This window comes from Psychrobacter sp. BI730 (assembly GCF_013414195.1).
In the GTDB taxonomy this organism is placed as follows: Bacteria; Pseudomonadota; Gammaproteobacteria; order Pseudomonadales; family Moraxellaceae; genus Psychrobacter.
Map to the genome: position 1 here is coordinate 1 of NZ_JAATTV010000032.1, position 4,732 is coordinate 4,732.

A 4,732-nucleotide genomic window follows, 5' to 3' on the forward strand; every position below is an offset into this window, starting at 1 on the left:
TATGTTTGGCATGGTTTCCAGCCAGTTGTGAGTGCATTAGTTATTGTAAAATCCTCTGCCACTTTTGCAAGAGGTCTAATGATTTTTCTGAGGAGTTGGCTGGCGTACAGAAAAACGGTAAATATGGCTATATTGATCCAAAGGGAGAAATAGTGATCCCTTTTCAGTTTGATTTTTCAGGTCAGTTTTCAGAAGGCTTGGCTCAAGTAATAAAAGATGGGAAGACAAGCTATATCAATAAAAAAGGAAGTGAAGTTATCTCATTAGATGATTCATACGATATTGCTGTAAATGAAGATTACTCAGGGGAATATGGCTTCGCAAACGGTCATTTAACGAATGGAGTGCTGATAGTACAGAATACAGAAGGACGATATGGCCTACTTAACAAACAAGGCCAATTAGTCGTTCCACTAGAATATGATTATATCGTTCAACTTATCGATTCTGAAAAGATGATCGAGAGAGAAGGGGATATAGTCAAAGTCAAAAAGAACAATAAATATGGTCTCATTAATAGCTCAGGAGAGGTTGTACTGCCTTTGGAATATGAAGACATCACGTCATTTTCAGATAAGTTATTAGTCGTTAAAATCAATGGTAAATATGGCTTAGTTGATGAAAAAGGTAGAGTGGTAATAGATCTAAAGTACGATGAACTTGGTGCTATCAGTTCTAATATGGCGGTCGCTGTAAAAGATGAGGACTATAAATTTATTAACCGATGTGGTGTGGAAGAACAAGGGTTAGGAGTTTATGAGTATGCAGGTTCTTTCATAGATGGATTGGCACTAGTAAGAAAAGGCGGTAAATATGGTTTCATTAACAATAAAGGTCAAGCTGTGATATCCATAATTTATGATTTTGCCAGTGAATTTAATGGAGATCTGGCTCTAGTCGAAAAAGGTGGTGCGAGACACTATGTTAATAAACGAGGCGAAAAGATTGCGGAGCATTAGTTACGTTATTTTATTAGACATTAGGATCGATATATAAGTTTATAACTAAGATGGCACTTATTTTGTATGTTAGCCTTGAAGAATTGAACCAATAAAAGTAGATAGTAAAGAGGTTAAACATGATGATGAGTCGAACCCTAAAAAAGAGTGTAATAGCGCTTTTCATGCTTGCCGGTACTTCTTATGTTTTTGCCTCTCAGGTTTCAGAACATTGCGAAGCAGAGCAGGAATATCAGTCAGCTCATGACACTATATTGTGTGAAACCTACTCCGAGGGCCTAGTGGCAGTTGAGCAAAAAGGCAAATATGGGTTCATGAATATTTATGGTGATATTGTAATACCTATTGAATACAACGAGGTAGGCTCGTTTTCAGAAGGGTTGGCTAGTGTCGAAAGAAATAATAAATCCGGGTTTATAGATACGCAAGGAAAGGTAGTCATTCCGTTTGAGTATGATAGACCGAGCAGGTTCTCGGACGGCTTGACACGAGTCAGAAAAGACGGACGATATATATTCATCGATAGAACAGGGGCAGAGGTTTTAGATGTAGATAAGTACTATAACCTTAACCCTTTTTCTTATTCGGAAGTCTTCTTGAATGGCTTAGCTCTAGTAGAGATAGAATCTAAGCAAGGGCTGATTAATAAGCAAGGTGAGTTAGTTGTCTCAGTCGAATATGATCTTATTAATTTACCTTTTTCAGAAAATTTAGTCGTAGTTAAGAAAAATGATAAATACGGTTTTTTAAATCAACAAGGTCAAGAGGTTGTACCACCAAAGTATGATAATGCAGTTAGTTTTTTAGAAGGGCTAGCGCGTGTTGGCTATGAAGGTAGATATGGATTTATCAATCAGCAGGGAATCATTGTTATACCAATAATTTTTGAAGAAGCTTATTCTTTTTCAGGCGGTATTGCAAAAGTGAAAAAGGATAATATTTGGAAGGCTATTAACAAACAGGGAGAGTATGTATGAGGATTATGACACCTATTTTAGCTGTTACTGCTTTGCTATGTTCGCAAGTTACAGTGGCTCAAACCCAAGGTCCTATGTATCAAATTAATGTGCGTGGACTGCCCATGAACTGTACTGCATACTCTGGTCAACCAGTGGCCATATTCCTGAATTCTCAGTTAAATAATATTGGTATGGCTAATTACCATAATGGAGCACCAGTTATCATGTTGAACCCTCGTGTAGCAAGTCAATATTCAAATATGGTTGCACAGTGGTGGTTTGCTCATGAATGTGCTCATCATGCTTTACCACCCCAACTTAACAATGAAACAAGTGCGGATTGCTATGCTGTACAGCAGTTAGTACAGAAAGGAGTAATTAGACGTCGCGAGCAATTGATTGCTTTTTCTAGAGAGTTATGGGCGCTTCCTGGCTCTCCAATGGGACATTTACCTGGACCTTATCGAGCGCAGAACATTATAAATTGTGCGTTAAGTTAATTTGCTGTTCTAAATATCATCGCATAAAAGAAGGGTACTGGAAAATAAACGAAGTTTAAAAACATACTTTTGCTATAAGAAAATAGTTTGAACCATTCAAACCCTTAAAATATTGCATTATCACTTTTTTCTTTAAAATTATTATGCTAATTTATTTACATTAGCGAATATAATTACTTGTTTAAGTAGTCATTCAGCTAATGTGCAATGATTGAATTAACTATCTACAATCATCATGGAGGATGAGGTTATGAAATTATTAGCTAGTATAGTCGCTGCAGCGAGCTTACTTTTTTCAGCGGGTGTTTCAGCCAAAGACTTAAAAAGTTGTATTGATATGGATCATACTTGGGGGAATTCCTGTGGTGGTTCGTCAGAGTCTATAGATATAACACTTACCAATGAGTGTCCTCAAGACGCCTATGTCAGACTCTGTATGGAAAAAACAAGTGGCAAGTGGACTTGTCGTAGTCGCTCAGAGCTAAGGCCTAACAGAGATGTCACCTTTTATACTTGCAATGCAACGGGTAATACTAAGTTTGCAGCATGTACAGGGGGTTATAAAGAATGCGGATTCCCCGATCCTAAATAATGCAACTTTTTAGAGAGGTGTGTCTCATAAAGTTACAACTATAATCTGACTCGTCATGATTTATCGCATTCAGCATGATGAGTCAGCCAGTTTTATCTGACTGAGTTTAATTTTACATGAACTTTGCTTATGTTTTAAATGACTTTCAAAAGGGAGAATGATTATGCAATCAACAAAAAAAGGATTTGTTTATAAAGCTATGACTATCGTACTGACTTGCGGTCTATCGTTCTTGGCTATTCCGAATGCGAATGCCTATTATTATGATGATGAATCTGATTCTGAAATAAAAAAACGCTGGATTAAAGAGGCTAATCAAGGGGATGCTGAAACACAATATATTATCGGTAAGGAATATCTTGGAGATAAGGAGCATCCATGGAAGGATAAATATGGTCTGAGGATGTTTAAAACAAATATTCCTGAGGGTATTAAGTGGATTACTAGATCTGCTAATCAAGGTTATATGGATGCGCAGATTGAGCTTGGAGACTTATATAGAAAAGGCAAGATCGTGCGCCAAAGTGGATCTAAAGCAATAGAATGGTATAGTAAAGCTGCCAATCAAGGTGACAAAGAGTCTCCTGGTGTGTTAGCGCTTATGTATCGTAGAGGCGAGCTTGTACCTGTAAATGCGGTTAAAGTAATTGAGTGGAGTGAAAAAGGTGCTTCTTTAGGCGATACATATGCTCCTTATGTTGCTGCTGATATGTATCGGATCGGAGATGTTGTTCCTCAGAATCTAACTGAGGCTAAGGAATGGTATGGCAAATCGTGCGATAATGGATGGGCAGCTGCCTGTGACAAATATCGAGAATTGAATGAACAAGGCTATTAATTTAAAAGTGAAAATCTCTATGATACTGAGGTTGTTAGTTTGTATCTAGAAGTATTAAAAGAATTAAAGTTTTCAAGCTAAATAATATTATGTGAAAATATAATCGGAGAGCTTGTATGAAACAATTAGTAGCATTATCTATAGCCATGGTAATAGCAGCATCTACAAATGCCGCGAATTTGAATAAGGTTTATGAAGACGATTATTCCACAGTATTTGTTTCCGAGAAGTCTAGATCTGGTGACAAGGTTGAAGCTTATGTGACTACTGGTTACAAGCAGAACATGAACATGAATCTACTAAATACAGTAAAATTTGAATATGATACTAAGGTAGAGTCAATTGAATTTATCTGTAGCACCCCAAGGGAGTCAAAGGACTTGGAGGTGCACTATTATCTAGATCGCGAAAAGATTGATGAATATGATTTTCGCTCATTTTCATCTTATAAAGAACTTGATTTAAGTACGAAAAAGTCAGCTATAGCTGATTTTTTATGCTCAAAATAATAAACTGAACTGCTCTGATTTTGGAGCCCATCCCGAATTCTGTGTAACTGCCCTTTAGATTAAATGCTTACTAATACGATCATCAAACATAATCATAAAGCGATTTAAAGCAGACGTCCAGTTACGAATCGGCATCGACCACTTTTTGGATGCCTGCTGAGTTGCTAAGTACACCACTTTGAATGCAGCTTGATCAGAGGGGAATACTTTACGCTTATTCACCGCCGTCCGAATCACACTGTTTAGCGACTCTATCGCATTGGTGGTATAAATCACTTTTCTGATGTCTTTAGGGTAGCCAAAGAACACCGTTAAGCCCTCCCAGTTATTACGCCAAGACTTAACCACATGCGGGTACTTATCACCCCAAGTCTC

The 4,732-nt window shown here is 37.3% G+C and carries 7 protein-coding genes; 6 read left to right on the top strand and 1 reads right to left on the bottom strand.

Annotated features, from left to right (window positions below):
* The 6 genes from HCZ91_RS13755 to HCZ91_RS13780 all read left to right on the top strand — a co-directional run.
* Nucleotides 1-959 (top strand): WG repeat-containing protein (locus HCZ91_RS13755; protein ID WP_218870211.1); only part of this gene is annotated, 959 nt, incomplete at its 5' end.
* 119 nt (nt 960-1,078) lie between these two features.
* Complete coding sequence (locus HCZ91_RS13760) at nt 1,079-1,936, top strand: WG repeat-containing protein (RefSeq protein WP_179799788.1); 858 nt, start codon at nt 1,079-1,081, stop codon at nt 1,934-1,936.
* The gene (locus HCZ91_RS13765; protein ID WP_179799789.1) at nt 1,933-2,418 is read left to right on the top strand and encodes a hypothetical protein; all 486 of its coding nucleotides are present in this window, start codon (nt 1,933-1,935) and stop codon (nt 2,416-2,418) included. The genes HCZ91_RS13760 and HCZ91_RS13765 overlap by 4 nt, the downstream gene beginning before the upstream one ends.
* A 250-nt stretch (nt 2,419-2,668) precedes the next feature.
* On the top strand, nt 2,669-3,010 hold the full coding sequence (locus tag HCZ91_RS13770; RefSeq protein ID WP_179799790.1) for a hypothetical protein: 342 nt from the start codon (nt 2,669-2,671) through the stop codon (nt 3,008-3,010).
* A gap of 163 nt (nt 3,011-3,173) precedes the next feature.
* Nucleotides 3,174-3,848, top strand: coding sequence for a tetratricopeptide repeat protein (locus HCZ91_RS13775; protein ID WP_179799791.1), 675 nt, complete (start codon nt 3,174-3,176; stop codon nt 3,846-3,848).
* 116 nt (nt 3,849-3,964) lie between these two features.
* Nucleotides 3,965-4,357, top strand: coding sequence for a hypothetical protein (locus HCZ91_RS13780; RefSeq protein WP_179799792.1), 393 nt, complete (start codon nt 3,965-3,967; stop codon nt 4,355-4,357).
* A 54-nt stretch (nt 4,358-4,411) separates the two neighbouring features.
* Here HCZ91_RS13780 and HCZ91_RS13785 read toward each other — a convergent pair.
* Nucleotides 4,412-4,732, bottom strand: a 321-nt coding sequence (locus tag HCZ91_RS13785; protein ID WP_179799793.1) for a transposase, incomplete at its 5' end; no start/stop codon positions are given.

Coding starts and splice junctions, on each gene's coding strand:
- HCZ91_RS13765 (WP_179799789.1), top strand. CDS start 1,933: ATGAGGATTATGACACCTATTTTAGCTGTTACTGCTTTGCTATGTTCG.
- HCZ91_RS13770 (WP_179799790.1), top strand. CDS start 2,669: ATGAAATTATTAGCTAGTATAGTCGCTGCAGCGAGCTTACTTTTTTCA.
- HCZ91_RS13775 (WP_179799791.1), top strand. CDS start 3,174: ATGCAATCAACAAAAAAAGGATTTGTTTATAAAGCTATGACTATCGTA.
- HCZ91_RS13780 (WP_179799792.1), top strand. CDS start 3,965: ATGAAACAATTAGTAGCATTATCTATAGCCATGGTAATAGCAGCATCT.
- HCZ91_RS13760 (WP_179799788.1), top strand. CDS start 1,079: ATGATGATGAGTCGAACCCTAAAAAAGAGTGTAATAGCGCTTTTCATG.